Origin of the sequence: Mycobacterium sp. (assembly GCF_049647605.1) — a bacterium.
Classification (GTDB): Bacteria; Actinomycetota; Actinomycetes; order Mycobacteriales; family Mycobacteriaceae; genus Mycobacterium.
The window spans coordinates 1-14,247 of record NZ_JBARXZ010000204.1; the positions used below are offsets into that span (position 1 = coordinate 1).

The 14,247-nt window shown below is 66.5% G+C and carries 15 protein-coding genes and 1 pseudogene; 7 read left to right on the top strand and 9 right to left on the bottom strand.

The features are described from left to right. Positions 1 to 124 (top strand): annotated as a pseudogene (locus tag WBB07_RS25860) (IS481 family transposase); the annotation flags it as partial. Positions 125 to 144: 20 nt separating this feature from the next. Here WBB07_RS25860 and trxA read toward each other — a convergent pair. The 8 genes from trxA to WBB07_RS25900 form a co-directional block, all read right to left on the bottom strand. Next, positions 145 to 510 carry a thioredoxin gene (trxA, locus tag WBB07_RS25865; RefSeq protein ID WP_526311971.1) on the bottom strand — a complete coding sequence of 122 codons (366 nt, stop codon included), beginning with the start codon at positions 508 to 510 and terminating at the stop codon, positions 145 to 147. An 84-nt stretch (positions 511 to 594) separates the two neighbouring features. After that, a complete protein-coding gene (locus tag WBB07_RS25870; RefSeq protein ID WP_526311973.1) occupies positions 595 to 939 on the bottom strand; it encodes a metal-sulfur cluster assembly factor in 345 nt (114 codons plus the stop codon). A 29-nt stretch (positions 940 to 968) separates the two neighbouring features. Next, positions 969 to 1,454 carry a Fe-S cluster assembly sulfur transfer protein SufU gene (sufU, locus tag WBB07_RS25875; RefSeq protein WP_526311975.1) on the bottom strand — a complete coding sequence of 162 codons (486 nt, stop codon included), beginning with the start codon at positions 1,452 to 1,454 and terminating at the stop codon, positions 969 to 971. Further along, a complete protein-coding gene (locus WBB07_RS25880; protein ID WP_526311977.1) occupies positions 1,451 to 2,713 on the bottom strand; it encodes a cysteine desulfurase in 1,263 nt (420 codons plus the stop codon). The genes sufU and WBB07_RS25880 overlap by 4 nt, the downstream gene beginning before the upstream one ends. Positions 2,714 to 2,723: 10 nt before the next feature. Then, positions 2,724 to 3,491, bottom strand: coding sequence for a Fe-S cluster assembly ATPase SufC (gene sufC, locus WBB07_RS25885; protein ID WP_526311979.1), 768 nt, complete (start codon positions 3,489 to 3,491; stop codon positions 2,724 to 2,726). A 2-nt stretch (positions 3,492 to 3,493) separates the two neighbouring features. Further along, positions 3,494 to 4,672, bottom strand: a complete 1,179-nt coding sequence (gene sufD, locus WBB07_RS25890) for a Fe-S cluster assembly protein SufD (protein ID WP_526311981.1) — start codon at positions 4,670 to 4,672, stop codon at positions 3,494 to 3,496. After that, entirely contained in the window at positions 4,672 to 6,102 is a 1,431-nt protein-coding gene (sufB, locus tag WBB07_RS25895) for a Fe-S cluster assembly protein SufB (RefSeq protein WP_526311983.1), read from the bottom strand. Before sufB ends, sufD begins: the two co-directional genes overlap by 1 nt. A 104-nt stretch (positions 6,103 to 6,206) precedes the next feature. After that, a complete protein-coding gene (locus WBB07_RS25900) occupies positions 6,207 to 6,884 on the bottom strand; it encodes a helix-turn-helix transcriptional regulator (RefSeq protein ID WP_526311999.1) in 678 nt (225 codons plus the stop codon). Positions 6,885 to 7,032: 148 nt separating this feature from the next. Between WBB07_RS25900 and mptB the strand changes: the two genes are divergently transcribed. The 5 genes from mptB to WBB07_RS25925 all read left to right on the top strand — a co-directional run bounded on the left by mptB (position 7,033) and on the right by WBB07_RS25925 (position 12,321). Then, entirely contained in the window at positions 7,033 to 8,775 is a 1,743-nt protein-coding gene (gene mptB / locus WBB07_RS25905; protein ID WP_526311985.1) for a polyprenol phosphomannose-dependent alpha 1,6 mannosyltransferase MptB, read from the top strand. Continuing rightward, a complete protein-coding gene (locus WBB07_RS25910; protein WP_526311987.1) occupies positions 8,772 to 9,728 on the top strand; it encodes an ABC transporter ATP-binding protein in 957 nt (318 codons plus the stop codon). Before mptB ends, WBB07_RS25910 begins: the two co-directional genes overlap by 4 nt. Positions 9,729 to 9,762: 34 nt before the next feature. Further along, a complete protein-coding gene (locus WBB07_RS25915; RefSeq protein WP_526311989.1) occupies positions 9,763 to 10,539 on the top strand; it encodes an ABC transporter permease in 777 nt (258 codons plus the stop codon). Continuing rightward, complete coding sequence (locus WBB07_RS25920) at positions 10,536 to 11,216, top strand: DUF429 domain-containing protein (protein ID WP_526311991.1); 681 nt, start codon at positions 10,536 to 10,538, stop codon at positions 11,214 to 11,216. The genes WBB07_RS25915 and WBB07_RS25920 overlap by 4 nt, the downstream gene beginning before the upstream one ends. A gap of 160 nt (positions 11,217 to 11,376) precedes the next feature. Beyond that, the gene (locus tag WBB07_RS25925) at positions 11,377 to 12,321 is read left to right on the top strand and encodes a COX15/CtaA family protein (protein ID WP_526311993.1); all 945 of its coding nucleotides are present in this window, start codon (positions 11,377 to 11,379) and stop codon (positions 12,319 to 12,321) included. On the opposite strand, the gene WBB07_RS25930 is transcribed toward WBB07_RS25925, so the two are convergent. After that, positions 12,271 to 13,209 carry an ATP-grasp domain-containing protein gene (locus WBB07_RS25930; RefSeq protein ID WP_526311995.1) on the bottom strand — a complete coding sequence of 313 codons (939 nt, stop codon included), beginning with the start codon at positions 13,207 to 13,209 and terminating at the stop codon, positions 12,271 to 12,273. The two genes, WBB07_RS25925 and WBB07_RS25930, sit on opposite strands and share 51 nt — an antisense overlap. Before the next feature lie 31 nt (positions 13,210 to 13,240). On the opposite strand from WBB07_RS25930, the gene WBB07_RS25935 reads away from it, so the two are divergent. Next, positions 13,241 to 14,215: a quinone oxidoreductase family protein gene (locus WBB07_RS25935; RefSeq protein ID WP_526311997.1), complete on the top strand. Its 975-nt coding sequence runs from the start codon at positions 13,241 to 13,243 to the stop codon at positions 14,213 to 14,215. The last annotated feature ends 32 nt before the right edge of the window (positions 14,216 to 14,247 follow it).

The window sequence follows — 14,247 nt, forward strand, 5'->3', positions numbered from 1 at the left end:
CGCCGAACGCTGCGCCGAGTACCCGATCTGGCTGCACACCTACAATCACCACCGCGGCCACACCGCACTCGGAGGCAAAACACCCGCTAGCTGTGTACCTAACCTCTCAAGTCAGTACAGCTAGCGCGCGCCACTCCGGCGCGGTCACACCTCGGCGGAGTTGCCCTCTGCGGCGGCCGCAGCGTCGACGTCAAACGCCTTGACTTGCTGGATGAGGTCTTCCAGTGCGGCGGGAGGAAGCGCGCCGGCCTGGTTGAACACCAGCTTGCCCTTCTTGAACGCCATCAGGGTGGGGATGGAGCGGATCTGCGCCGCAGCAGCCAGTTGCTGTTCAGCTTCGGTGTCGACCTTGGCGTAGACCACATCGGGGTGCGCCTCCGAGGACTTGGCGAAGGTCGGCGCAAACGCTTTGCACGGACCGCACCAGGACGCCCAGAAATCGACCAGCACGATGTCGTTGCCGTTGATCGTGTCGTTGAACTGTTCGGCTGTGATGTCTTGAGTTGCCACGAGCTTTTCAACGTCGGGTTCTGCCGCGGTGTTCCCCGCCCACACCCACGGGCCGGAAATGTCAGATCGAGCGCACTCGTCAGATCAGACGGTGAAGCCCAGGGCTCGCAGCTGTTCGCGGCCGTCGTCGGTGATCTTGTCCGGACCCCACGGCGGATTCCACACCCAGTTGATCTTGATTTCGTTCACCAGGCCCGAGCCGACCAGCGCGGTGCGCGACTGATCTTCGATGACATCGGTCAGCGGGCAGGCCGCCGAGGTGAGCGTCATGTCGATCAAGGCCACCTTGCCGGCCTCGGCCTCTTCGATGTTCAAGCCGTAGACCAAACCTAGGTCGACGACGTTGATGCCGAGTTCGGGGTCGACGACGTCCCGCATCGCCTCCTCGAGATCGGCAAGTGTCTCGTCGCTGATCGGGGTGTCACTCATGGTTCAACTGCTCCTCTTCGCGCAAGCGCTCATCGGTGGTCAGGCTGGGGCGTGTGGTCCGGGTGCGACGTTGCACTGGCCTGGACCACCGCGTCCTTGAAAGCCATCCAACCCAGCAACGCACATTTCACCCGTGCCGGGTACTTGGAAACTCCGGCGAAGGCGATACCGTCGCCGAGCACGTCCTCGTCGCCGTCGATGGTGCCTCGCGACGACACCATCTCGGTGAATGCCGCAACGGTTTTGAGAGCATCCCCGACCGTCTGGCCGATCACCTGATCGGTCAGCACCGATGTCGCGGCCTGGCTGATCGAACAACCCTGCCCGTCATAGGACACGTCGCCGATCGTCTCGCCGTCGTCGGACAGCTCCACCCGTAGTGTCACTTCGTCGCCACACGTCGGGTTGACGTGCATCACCTCGGCACCAAACGGTTCGCGCAGACCCCGATGGTGCGGGCGTTTGTAGTGATCCAGGATGACTTCCTGGTACATCTGTTCCATTCTCACGGTCAATCCCCGAAGAATTTCACGGCGCGCTTCACACCGGCGATCAGCCGGTCCACCTCGTCGAGTGTGTTGTAGACGGCAAAGGATGCGCGCGCGGTGGCCGCAACCCCGAATCGGCGGTGCAGCGGCCAGGCGCAGTGATGCCCGACACGGACGGCCACCCCGTCATCGTCGAGGACCTGCCCCACGTCATGGGCGTGAATCCCGTCCACCACAAACGACACCGGGGAACCCCGCAACTCACCGGTCAGCGGTCCGATCACCCGCACCCCGGCGATACCGGCAAGCCCCTCGAGGGCCGCGGCGACCAATTCATCTTCGTGAGCTTGCACGGCCGGCATCCCGATCGCGGCAAGATAGCGTGCGGCAGCCGCCAACCCGACAACTTGGGACGTCATCGGCGTTCCGGCCTCGAAACGCTGCGGCGCCGGCGCGTAGGTGGTGGTCTCCATGCTGACGGTCTCGATCATCGACCCGCCGGTGATGAACGGCGGTAACGCGTTCAGCAGCCCCCGCCGGCCGTACAGGACGCCGATCCCGTTGGGGCCCAGCATCTTGTGCCCCGAGAACGCCGCGAAATCGACGTCCAGGGCGTGGAAGTCGACCGGCTGGTGCGGCACCGACTGGCAGGCGTCCAGAAGAGTGAAGGCACCGACGGCCTTGGCCCGGGCCACCAGTTCGGCGACCGGCGCGATGGCACCGGTGACATTCGAATGATGGGAGAAGGCGACAAGTTTGACGCGTTCGTCCAGCTCGAGTGAGTCCAGGTCGATGCGACCGTCGTCGGTGACGCCGTACCAGCGCAGGGTGGCGCCGGTACGCCGCGCCAGCTCCTGCCAGGGAATCAGGTTGGCGTGATGTTCCAGCTCGGTGGTGACGATGACGTCGCCAGGACCGATGGCGCGGTCGAAGCGGTTGTCCCCCAACGAGTACGACACCAGGTTGATCGATTCGGTGGCGTTCTTGGTGAACACCAGTTCATCATCACCGGCACCGACGAAGGCCGCGATGTCGGCGCGACCCTGCTCGTAGGCGTCGGTCGATTCCTCCATCAGCTGGTGCGCGCCGCGGTGCACGGCGCCGTTGGAGTTCAGCAGGAACTCCCGCTCGGCGTCGAGCACCTGCAGCGGCCGTTGCGATGTGGCGCCGGAATCGAGGTACGCCAAACGATTCCCGCCCCGCATGATCCGGGACAGGATCGGGAAGTCCGCCCTGATCCGGTCGAGGTCCGCCGCGTCCAGGCGCGTCCCGACGGAGGTCGTCATCGCCTGTCCCCTACGCCCCGGTGACGGCCTGTGTGAAGCGCTCGTAACCGTTGGTCTCGAGCTCGTCGGCCAGCTCCGGACCACCGGATTGGACGATCCGACCACCGACGAAGACGTGCACGAACTGCGGCTGAATGTAACGCAGGATGCGGGTGTAGTGCGTGATCAGCAGGACACCGCCGTTCTCGGACTCCTTGTAGCGGTTGACACCTTCGCTGACCACCCGCAGCGCGTCGACGTCCAGACCGGAGTCGGTCTCGTCGAGGATCGCGATCTTGGGCCTCAACAGCGACAGCTGCAGGATCTCGTGGCGCTTCTTCTCGCCGCCGGAGAAGCCTTCGTTGACACTGCGCTCGCCGAAGGCGGCGTCGATGTCGAGATCCGTCATCGCGGACTTGACCTCTTTGACCCAGTGGCGCAGCTTGGGGGCCTCGCCCCGGACAGCGGTCGCCGCGGTGCGCAGGAAGTTCGACATCGAGACTCCCGGCACCTCGACGGGGTACTGCATCGCCAGGAACAGCCCAGCGCGCGCCCTCTCGTCGATGCTCATCTCGAGCACATCCTCACCGTCAAGGGTGATCGACCCGGAGGTGACGGTGTACTTGGGGTGTCCGGCGATGGCGTAGGACAGCGTGGACTTGCCGGATCCGTTGGGCCCCATGACGGCATGCGTCTCACCCGAATTCACGGTGAGGTCGACACCCTTGAGGATCGGGACTTCATCTCCTTCGGGGCTGAAGACCGATGCGTGCAGATCCTTGATTTCCAGTGTGGTCATGGTTAAGGGGTTCTCGATTCCGTGATGGCTAGTTCTTGTTCAATGGCTTCGGTGAGGCGCTCGCGGACGGCGGGCACGGCGATCTTCGCGATGATCTCGTTGAAGAAGCCGCGCACCACCAGGCGACGGGCCTGTTCCTCGGGGATGCCGCGGGCCCGCAGGTAGAACAACTGCTCGTCGTCGAAACGTCCTGTGGCACTGGCGTGTCCGGCGCCGACGATCTCGCCGGTCTCGATCTCCAGGTTCGGCACGGAGTCCGCCCGGGCACCATCGGTGAGCACCAGGTTGCGGTTGACCTCGAAGGTGTCGGTGCCGGTGGCCTCGGCGCGGATCAGGACGTCGCCGATCCAGACGGTGTGCGCATCGGGCTTCTTGGAGTCCGGATCACCCTGCAGCGCACCCTTGTACAACACATCGGACTTGCAGTTCGGGTAGGCGTGGTCCACCAGCAGCCGCGACTCGAAGAACTGGCCGTCATCGGCGAAGTAGGTCCCGAGCAGCTGAGCGTCACCACCGGAGGCGGTGAACCGCACCGTGGCCGAGGTCCGCACCACGTCGCCGCCGAGCATGACGTTCACGTGACCGAGCTTTGCGTCCTTGCCGAGCTTCGCGTGGTGCGCGCTGACGTGCACCGTGTCTTCGGCCCAGCCGGCGATCCAGATGACACCCAGGCTCGCCGAGTCACCGACGATGATCTCGATGTTGTCGGCGTAGATGCCGCTGCCGCGCAGATCGACAACAACGGTGGCCCGTGACAATTCCTCGACACGAATCTGCAGGTGCCCGTAGGCCACTGCCCCGTCACCCGGGCCGTCGATGGTGATCTCGATGGGCTCGGACACGTCGGTGTCGCGGGCGACGGTGACCACGGTGGCCGTCTCGAACGACGAGTACGCCTGTGCCGCAACCCGGTCGGTCGGAACACCGCCCTGGCCGAGACGCTCGTCACCGCGGCCGACGGTCTCCACCGTCACACCGGGACGTTCGGTCACCGTGATGGCCGCCGTGCCGGTGGCGACAGCGGTGCCGTCGTGCAGTCCACGGAGCCGCTTGAGCGGGGTGAACCGCCACAGCTCGTCGCGACCACCCGGCACCTCGAAGGCATTGACGTCGAACGAGGCGAACAGCTCACCTTTGTTCTTGACAATGCCTTCGACGGCTTGAGTCAAGTCTTGTCCCATCAACCGACAGCACCTTCCATCTGCAGCTCGATCAGCCGGTTCAGTTCCAGCGCGTACTCCATCGGGAGTTCCTTGGCGATGGGCTCGACAAAGCCGCGCACCACCATCGCCATGGCCTCGTCTTCGGTCAGACCGCGGCTCATCAGGTAGAACATCTGGTCTTCGCTCACCTTGGAGACGGTGGCCTCATGCCCCATGGTCACGTCGTCCTCACGGATGTCGACATAGGGGTAGGTGTCAGAGCGGCTGATCGTATCAACCAGCAGCGCATCACATTTCACGCTGGAGCGCGAACCGTAGGCGCCTTTGTTCACCTGGACCAGACCCCGGTAGGACGCCCGGCCGCCACCACGTGCCACCGACTTCGACACGATGTTGGACGAGGTGTGCGGCGCGAGGTGCAGCATCTTGGCACCGGTGTCCTGGTGCTGGCCTTCGCCGGCGAAGGCCACCGAGAGCACCTCACCCTTGGCGTGTTCGCCGGTCATCCACACCGCCGGGTACTTCATCGTCACCTTGGAGCCGATGTTGCCGTCGACCCATTCCATGGTGGCGCCCGCCTCGGCACGGGCACGCTTGGTGACCAGGTTGTAGACGTTGTTCGACCAGTTCTGGATGGTCGTGTAGCGGCAACGACCGCCGGGCTTCACGATGATCTCGACGACCGCCGAGTGCAGCGAGTCGCTCTTGTAGATCGGCGCAGTACAGCCCTCGACGTAGTGCACGTAGGCGTCCTCGTCGACGATGATCAGCGTCCGCTCGAACTGACCCATGTTCTCGGTGTTGATCCGGAAGTAGGCCTGCAGCGGAATGTCGACGTGCACACCCTTGGGCACGTAGATGAACGACCCACCCGACCACACCGCGGTGTTCAGCGCGGAGAACTTGTTGTCACCGGCCGGGATCACGGTGCCGAAGTACTGTTTGAACAGCTCCGGGTGTTCCTTCAGCGCGGTGTCGGTGTCCAGGAAGATGACGCCCTGGGCCTCGAGATCCTCACGGATCGAGTGGTAGACCACCTCGGACTCGTACTGTGCGGCAACGCCGGACACCAGGCGCTGCTTCTCCGCTTCCGGGATGCCGAGCCGGTCGTAGGTGTTCTTGATGTCGGCGGGCAGGTCCTCCCAGGTCGCCGCCTGCTTCTCGCTCGAGCGCACAAAGTACTTGATGTTGTCGAAGTCGATGCCGTCGAGATCTGAACCCCAGTTGGGCATGGGCTTCTTGTCGAAGGTGCGCAGCGCCTTGAGACGGACATCCAGCATCCACTCCGGCTCGCTCTTCTTCGACGAGATGTCCCGAACCACGGCTTCGGACAGACCTCGGGTCGCCGAGGCTCCCGCGACATCGGAATCGGCCCAGCCGTAGCCGTAGTTACCCAGCGAGGCAATGGTCTCCTCTTGGGTCAGCGGCGTCTCCGGTGTGAGTGTCATCGCGACACACTCCTTGTTCTTCGTTGTGGGCTTCCGGGTGGCTCCGGCGCGGGCTGCGTGCCGAAGGTGTAGCTGTGCTCGGGTGGAACGTGCGTGCTACCGGGTCAAGTCCCGGTGCTGCTCAGCGGCACGTGGGTGGTACAGGCGCAGTCTCCGTTGACAATCGTCGCCAGCCGCTGCACGTGGGTACCCAGCACCTCGGCCATGGCCTGCGCCTCGGCTTCACACAGCTCGGGGAACTCTTCGGCCACATGCGAGACCGGACAGTGGTGCTGACAGATCTGAACACCTGGATGAGTGCCGCTTGCGGCACCTCCCACCCGGGTGGTGGTGGTGACGTACCCAGCTTGGGTGAACGCCCCGGCGATACCGTCGGCGGCGGTTTCCACCTGGCTGTCGTCCTCCCCGTCGGCCTTGTCCACACCGGCGAGGATGGTGTCGATGCGCCGGCGGGCAAAGGCGCGAACCGCGTCGTCGCCGCCGATCTCACGGAGTTGGCGCATGGCCGCCGATGCCAGGTCGTCGTAGGCGTGCTGGAGTTTGGCCCGGCCCGCCGGGGTGAGCCGATAGCGTTTGGCCGGCCGGCCGCGGCCTTCCTGCTGCCAGGCGGCAGCGGCGTTGGCCTCTGCATCACCGGCGTCGATCAGCGCATCGAGGTGACGTCGCACTCCGGCCGCGGACAGGCCGAGTCGGTCGCCGATGGCGCTTGCGGTGATCGAACCCGATTCCAGCAACAGGCGGATGATGGCCTTCCTGGTGTGCCCGTCCTGAGTGGCCGGCATGGCGTCATGCGCACGCGGAACCTCAGAATGGATTTTCACAACACCAGTGTGACGCAATTGCAGAACCGGGTCTAGCAAGGTAACCCTTAGCAGCGGGCCTGGATACTCACACGACGATCGGGAATAAAGCGCCCGATAGTCTGCTGGGATGGCCGCCCGTCGACGTTCGTGGAGTTCGTCGATAGCACGATGGCACGCCGACGAGCGTCCTGTCAGCTCCCCCCTCAACGATGCCGAGCTCGTCTCGATGCGCCGGACCAAGCTCTTCGGCGCCACCGGGACGGTGTTGATGGCCATCGGTGCGCTGGGTGCCGGCGCCCGGCCGGTCGTCCAGGACCCGACGTTCGGGGTGCGGCTGCTCAACCTGCCGTCGCGGATCCAGACCGTCTCGCTGACCATGACAACCACGGGCGCGGTGATGATGGCGCTGGCCTGGCTGATGCTGGGGCGTTATGCACTGGGCCCGAGACGGATGTCGCGCGGCCAACTCGACCGCACCTTGTTGCTGTGGATGATCCCGCTGCTCATCGCACCCCCGATGTACAGCAAGGACGTCTACTCCTATCTGGCGCAGAGCCAGATCGCCCGCAACGGCCAGGACCCGTACAGCGTGGGTCCCGCGCCCGGGCTCGGCCTGGACCACGTGTTCACCCTGTCGGTCCCCAGCCTGTGGCGGGAGACGCCCGCGCCGTACGGACCGCTGTTCCTGTGGCTGGGCGAAGGCATCTCGTCGCTGACCGGCGAAAACATCGTCTGGGCCGTGCTGTGCCACCGAATCGTGGTGCTCGTGGGAGTCGGGCTCATCCTGTGGGCGCTGCCCCGGCTGGCACGCCGCTGTGGTGTCGCCGAGGTTTCGGCGCTGTGGCTCGGCGCCGCCAATCCGTTGCTGATCATGCATCTGGTCGCGGGCATTCACAACGAGGCGTTGATGCTCGGCCTGATGCTCACCGGGGTCGAGTTCGCGCTTCGGGGTATCGAGGGCACCCACCGGCTGATCCCGCGGCCGCTGCACTGGCCACACGGGCACCAGCAGTGGGCGGCCTGGGTGCCGCTGGGCATGCTCGTGGCCGGCGCCGTGCTGATCACGTTGTCCTCCCAGGTGAAGTTGCCCTCGCTGCTGGCCTTGGGGTTTGTGGCCATGGCCCTGGCCTGCCGCTGGGGTGGCACCGTGAAAGCGTTCCTGATCGCCAGTTGCAGTTTGGGTGCGGTGTCGCTGGCGGTGATCGTCGTGATCGGCTGGGCCAGCGGACTCGGCTTCGGCTGGCTGTTCACCCTCGGCACCGCCAACGTGGTGCGCAGCTGGATGTCACCACCGACGTTGATCGCGCTGGGCACCGGTCAGGTCGGCATTCTGCTCGGCCTCGGCGACCACACCACCTCCGTCCTGGGCCTGACCCGCGCCATCGGTGTGCTGATCATCACTGTTGTGGTGTCGTGGCTGCTGTTGTCCGTGCTGCGCGGCCACCTCCACCCGGTCGGCGGGTTGGGGGTCGCTCTGGGAGCCACCCTGTTGCTGTCCCCGGTGGTGCAGCCGTGGTACCTGCTATGGGCGATCGTCCCGCTGGCCGCCTGGGCCACCCGACCGAACTTCCGGGCCGCCGCAATCGGGGGCACGCTCATCGTGGGGATCTTCGGGCCGACCGCCAACGGGGACCGCTTTGCCCTGTTCCAGATCGTGGACGCCACCGTCGCCAGCACGATCATCGTGCTGATCCTGATCGCGATCACCTACCGGTGGTTGCCCTGGCGGGCGCTGCCACCGCCGGTCACCGAGGTCGACCCGCCCGGGCCGGACTCGCCCACCGACACCGCCCGGAACACGCCCGACGGCGCCAGCCGTCCACCGCCACCACCCCACGCCGCGCCCGACGCCTACGCTGAGTCCCCGTGAGCTCGACTGCAGCACCCTCCTCAACAGGATCCAGCGCGCCTGTACCTCTCCGTTTACGCGGGGTGACCAAACGCTACGGCGGCCTGACCGCGGTGTCCGGATTGGATCTCGACGTGCACGCGGCGGAGGTGCTTGCCCTGCTCGGCCCCAACGGTGCCGGCAAAACCACCACCGTCGAGATGTGCGAGGGCTTCCTGCGGCCCGACGCCGGCACCATCGAGGTCCTCGGCATGGACCCGTTTGTGGACAACGCCCGGCTGCGCGCCCGGATCGGGGTGATGCTCCAAGGCGGTGGCGGCTATCCCGCCGCCCGCGCCGGCGAGATGCTCGATCTTGTCGCCGCCTACGCCGCCAACCCGTTGGATCCGCAGTGGTTGCTGAACACCCTGGGCCTGACCGAGGTGGCGCGGACCACCTACCGCCGGCTCTCCGGCGGTCAACAGCAACGGCTTGCGCTGGCCTGCGCAATCGTGGGCCGGCCGGAACTGGTGTTCCTCGACGAGCCCACCGCGGGATTGGATGCGCACGCCCGGCTGGTGGTGTGGGAGCTGATCGACGGACTGCGCCGCGACGGCGTCTCCGTGGTGCTGACCACCCACCAGCTCAAGGAGGCCGAGGAACTCGCCGATCGGCTGGTCATCATCGATCGTGGTGTCGCCGTGGCCGAAGGCACCCCGGCGGAGCTGATGCGCTCCGGCGCCAAGGACCAGTTGCGGTTCACCGCGCCGCGCAAGCTCGATCTGGCACTGCTGACCAGCGCACTGCCGGAGAACTACCACGCCGTCGAAGTGTCCCCCGGCGAATACCGGGTGGACGGGCACATCGACCCTCAGGTCCTGGCCACCGTGACCGCCTGGTGCGCCCGGCTCGACGTGCTGGCCACCGACATGCGGGTCGAGCAGCGCAGCCTCGAAGACGTGTTCCTCGAGCTGACCGGGCGGGAGTTGCGATGAATCTCAGTAGCGGCGACGGGTGTCGGGGGTTGTGATGAAAGAAGCACTGTTCCCGGCAGGCACGTTCCGTCCGGACGCACGACCGAACACCGTCGCGAAGATGCTGGCCGCCCAGTTCGGCCTGGAGCTGAAGTTGTTGCTGCGCAACGGCGAACAGCTGCTGTTGACGATGTTCATTCCGATCACGCTGCTGATCGGGTTGACGCTGCTGCCGTTGGGTTCCTTCGGCGACAACCGGGCGGCGACCTTCGTGCCGGCGATCATGGCGCTGGCCGTCATCTCCACCGCCTTCACCGGGCAGGCGATCGCCGTCGCTTTCGATCGGCGGTACGGGGCGTTGAAACGACTGGGCGCCACCGCTTTGCCTGTGTGGGGCATCATCGCCGGAAAATCGCTGGCGGTGGTGGCCGTCGTCTTCCTGCAGGCGATTGTGCTCGGCGCGATCGGGTTGGCACTGGGCTGGCGGCCCAGCCCGGTCGGGTTGCTGATCGGTGCGGTCGTCATCGCTTTGGGCACTGCGGGTTTCGCCGCGCTCGGCCTGCTGCTCGGCGGCACTCTGAAAGCGGAGATCGTGCTGGCGGTGGCGAACCTGCTGTGGTTCGTCTTTGCCGGGCTGGGCGCGATGACACTGGAAGGTGACGCCGTTCCGTCGGCGCTGCAGTGGGTCGCCCGACTGACCCCGTCGGGCGCCTTGACCGAGGCGCTGACCCAGGCGATGTCGACGTCGGTGGACTGGTTCGGGATTGCGGTGCTGGCGATCTGGGGTGCGCTGGCCGCGGTCTGTGCGTTGCGGTGGTTCCGCTTCACGTGAGCACGGTGCTCGGCATCGACGCCTGCCGCAGCGGCTGGGTCGGTATCGAGTTACGCGACGGCATCTTCGCGGCCGCGCATGTCGGCGCGACACTGGCCGAGGTGGTGGCCGCGGCGCCGGGAGCCGTCGCGATAGGCGTCGACATGCCGTTGGGCTTGCTGGACGCCGAGGTCCGGGCCTCCGATGTACTGGCCCGAGGGATGCTGAGCGGCCGCTCCTCGAGCATCTTCGTGATGCCGCCGCGGCCGGTGTTCGACGCACCTGATCACCGCACGGCGACCGCGTTGGCCACGGTGTTGACGGGTAAGGGCATCAGCATCCAGACGTGGGGGCTGAAGCGGAAATTCCTGGAAGCCGAGGAACTCGCCCGCGACACCTCGCTGCCGCTGTACGAGGTGCATCCCGAGCTGACGTTCACCCAGCTGGGCCTGCTGGCCTCCGATGGCGCAAAGAAGCAGTGGCGTGGGCAGCGCGCCCGGCTGCGGGTATTGGCTGCCCACGGGATCGCCCTGCCGGAATACCTCGGTCCGGCGCTCGAGCGCATCCCCGCCGACGATGTGCTCGATGCCGCAGCCGCCGCCTGGAGTGCACACCGGATTGCGACCGGCACCGCGTTCTGTCTGCCGGACCCGCCACAGGTCAACGGGTCGGGCCACCGGCTGGCCATCTGGTGCTGAGCTTTCGCCCGCGGGGTTCACTCGCGAGCAGACACAAACGCGCGCGATCCGGCCACGGATCGTCCGCGTTTGTGTCTGCTCAGCGGAAATCTGCGGCCCTACTACAGCCCTACTGCAGCCCTACTACGGCCGGTAGTTTCGAGTCCCCTACTCTTGGTGGGTGTCATTCCAGCGGCTGGTCGATCGACTTCCCGAACCCAGCCGACGCGTGCAACTCATCGTCGGCGCCCTTGTCATCCTGACCCAGGGCGGCATCGCGGTCACCGGGGCGATCGTCCGCGTGACCGCCTCCGGCCTCGGCTGCCCGACGTGGCCACAATGCTTCCCCGGCAGCTTCACCCCGATCCCGCATCCGGAAGTAGCCGGCATCCATCAGGCCGTGGAATTCGGCAACCGGATGCTCACCTTTGCCGTCGTCGCCACTGCCATCGCGGCCGTGCTGGTCGTCACCAGGGCCCACCGACGCCGTGAAGTGCTGTTCTACGCGTGGCTGATGCCGGCATCGACGGTGGTCCAGGCCGTGATCGGCGGCATCACGGTGCTCACCGGTCTGCTGTGGTGGACGGTTGCGGTCCACCTGCTGGCCTCGATGGCCATGGTGTGGTTGTCGGTGTTGTTGTTCGTCAAGATCAGCCAGCCCGACAACGGTGTGGTCCGCGACACCGCGCCCAAACCGCTGCGGCTGCTGACCGCCCTGTCCGGGATGGTGCTGGCCGGAGTCCTCGTCAGCGGGACCCTGGTCACCGCGGCCGGCCCGCACGCCGGTGACAAGAGCATCGAGCGGCCCGTCGCCCGCCTCCAGATCGAGATCACCACCCTGGTCCACCTGCATTCATCCCTGCTGGTCGCGTACCTGGCGCTGGTTGTCGGCCTCGGCTTCGGGTTGTGGGCCGTGCACGCGCCGCGACCGGTGATGACCCGGCTCTACGTGTTGGTGGCGCTGGTGGTCGCCCAAGGTCTGCTGGGGGCGGTGCAGTTCTTCACCGGGGTGCCCGCCGCGCTGGTCGCGGTGCACGTCGCCGGAGCGGGTGCCTGCACCGCGGCCACCGCGGCGCTATGGGGTGCGATGCGACAACGGACCGAGCCCGAGCCGGTCCAGGGCTGACTCGACACATACCGCGAACTCGCGCTGTGCGGCCGCCCGCGGAGTGACGCCGAGCTGGCGCCAGCCCAGTGACGGCTCCACCAGTTCCAACTCCAACAACAGTGGGTCACGCTGCCCGCCCACCAGGTCGACGCGGGCGTACAGGAATTCCTCTGGAACGCAGCCCAGGTGCTGTGCCGCAGCGGCCAGCGCGCGGTGGCCGACGTCCCACAGGGTGAAATCCGGATCCGCCGGCGCCAGCGACTCTTCGGCGTAGGTCCCGGACTCGTCGAACACCGGGGTGCTCCCGGCCGGCGGCAGCATCGGCCCCTTGGTGAATGCGTGTGACTGCCGACCGCCGAGGAACACCAGGGCCGTCTCACCGGCCTCCACCCGCCGGTCATAGGGCTGCACCAGCGCCGTCTGCCCGGCCTCCTGCAGAGTTGCGGCGTGGTCGCGGGCCGCGCAGTGATCGGTGAATCGTTGCGCACCGACCGAGCCGGCCCCGACCGCGGGTTTGACAACAACTTCGCCAGCCGGCAGGTGAACGATCTCCCCCGGCGCGAAGAACGCACTTTCGACCACCGGGATCCCGGCCACGGCCAGGTCCTCCAGGTAGGTCTTCTCGGTGTTCCACCGAACCACCCGCGGGGCGTTGAGCAAGTTCGGCACCGCCTCGGTCCATGCCACGAACTCGTCGAGCCGTTCGATGTAGTCCCAGGTCGCCCGCAGGATGACCAGATCACTGTCAAGGGTCTGCGGATCGTCCCAGGAGCGCCAGTGCGCCATCAGGCCCCGGTCGCGGAGCGCGGCGATCAAGCCGTCGTCGTCACCGTCTCCCGTGATCAGCTTCGGACAACCAGCCAGCACGATCCTGGGGTGGAAGAGGTCAGGTCGGGCCAGCTTCATCTGATCACCACATTCAAGGATGATAGTCACCATGCATGCGATCGAAGTTCCCGAAATCGGAGGTCCCGACGTCCTGCGCTACGTGGAGCGGCCTGCGCCCGCTCCCGGCCCCGGTCAGGTGCTGATCAGAGCCGAGGCCATCGGCGTCAACTTCATCGACACCTACTTCCGGTCCGGGCTCTACCCGCGGGAGACTCCGTTCATCTCCGGCACCGAGGTGTGCGGTGTGATCGAAGCGGTCGGCGATGACGTCGCCGTCCTCAATGTCGGTGACCGCGTGGTGACGGACAAAGCCATGGGCGCCTACGCCGAATACAGCGTGGCACCTGCCGATTTTGTCGCTTACGTGCCCGACGGAGTGGCGCCGGATGTGGTGGCCTCAGCGCTGCTGAAGGGTATGACGGCGCACTACCTGCTCAAGTCGACCTACCCGGTACAGCCGCAGGACACCATCCTGGTGCACGCCGGCGCCGGCGGTGTCGGTCTGATCCTGACGCAGTGGGCGACCAGTATCGGCGCCCGGGTCATCACCACCGCGTCCACACCGGAGAAGGCCGAGTTGTCCCGGCAGGCGGGAGCCGTCGAGGTGCTCGACTATCCCGAGGATCCCGCCGAGTTCGGCGCCCGGGTCAAAGAACTCACCGATGGGCTCGGCGTCGCCGCCGCCTACGACGGGGTGGGCAAGACAACCTTCGAGGGCAGCCTGGCCAGCCTGGCGGTGCGTGGCACCCTGGCGTTGTTCGGTGCGGCCAGCGGACCCGTCCCGCCGGTCGACCCGCAGCGGCTCAACGCCGCCGGATCGGTGTTCTTGACCAGGCCGAATCTCGGGCACTACACGCGCACTGCCGACGAGTTCTCCTGGCGGGCCGGTGAGTTGCTCGACGCCATCAAATCCGGTGCGATCACTATCAATGTCAGCGCCCACTACCCGTTGGAGAACGCCGAAGAGGCGCACCGCGATCTCGAGGGCCGCAAGACCGTCGGGTCGATCGTTCTGGTGCCCTGAGAGCGCGCAGAGCGTTCGGCGCGGCGCTGACC